The organism is Pseudomonas sp. 30_B (assembly GCF_017491605.1).
Taxonomy (GTDB): domain Bacteria; phylum Pseudomonadota; class Gammaproteobacteria; order Pseudomonadales; family Pseudomonadaceae; genus Pseudomonas.
Window position 1 is genome coordinate 1 of the sequence record NZ_JAFGYY010000559.1, and the last position, 234, is coordinate 234.

Annotated in this window: 1 protein-coding gene; it reads right to left on the reverse strand. The window is 67.9% G+C overall.

The genetic code is table 11. The features are described 5' to 3' along the window. On the reverse strand, window positions 1-234 hold a 234-nt coding region (locus J5M67_RS29430), incomplete at both ends, for a sulfatase-like hydrolase/transferase (protein ID WP_207888782.1).

Genomic DNA, 234 nt, shown 5'->3' on the forward strand with positions numbered 1-234 from the left:
AGCCGTGATTGGTCGGCAGGTATTCGTCGCGGTCGCCCAGGTGGTTCTTGCCGAACTGGCCGGTGGCGTAGCCTTGCCCCTTGAGCGCCTGGGCCAGCGTGATGTCGCGGGCCTGCAGGCCCACCGGAACCCCCGGCATGCCGACCTTGGACAGGCCGGTACGCAGGATCGCCTGCCCGGTGATGAAGGTGGATCGCCCGGCGGTGCAGCTGTTCTCCGCGTAGTAGTCGGTGA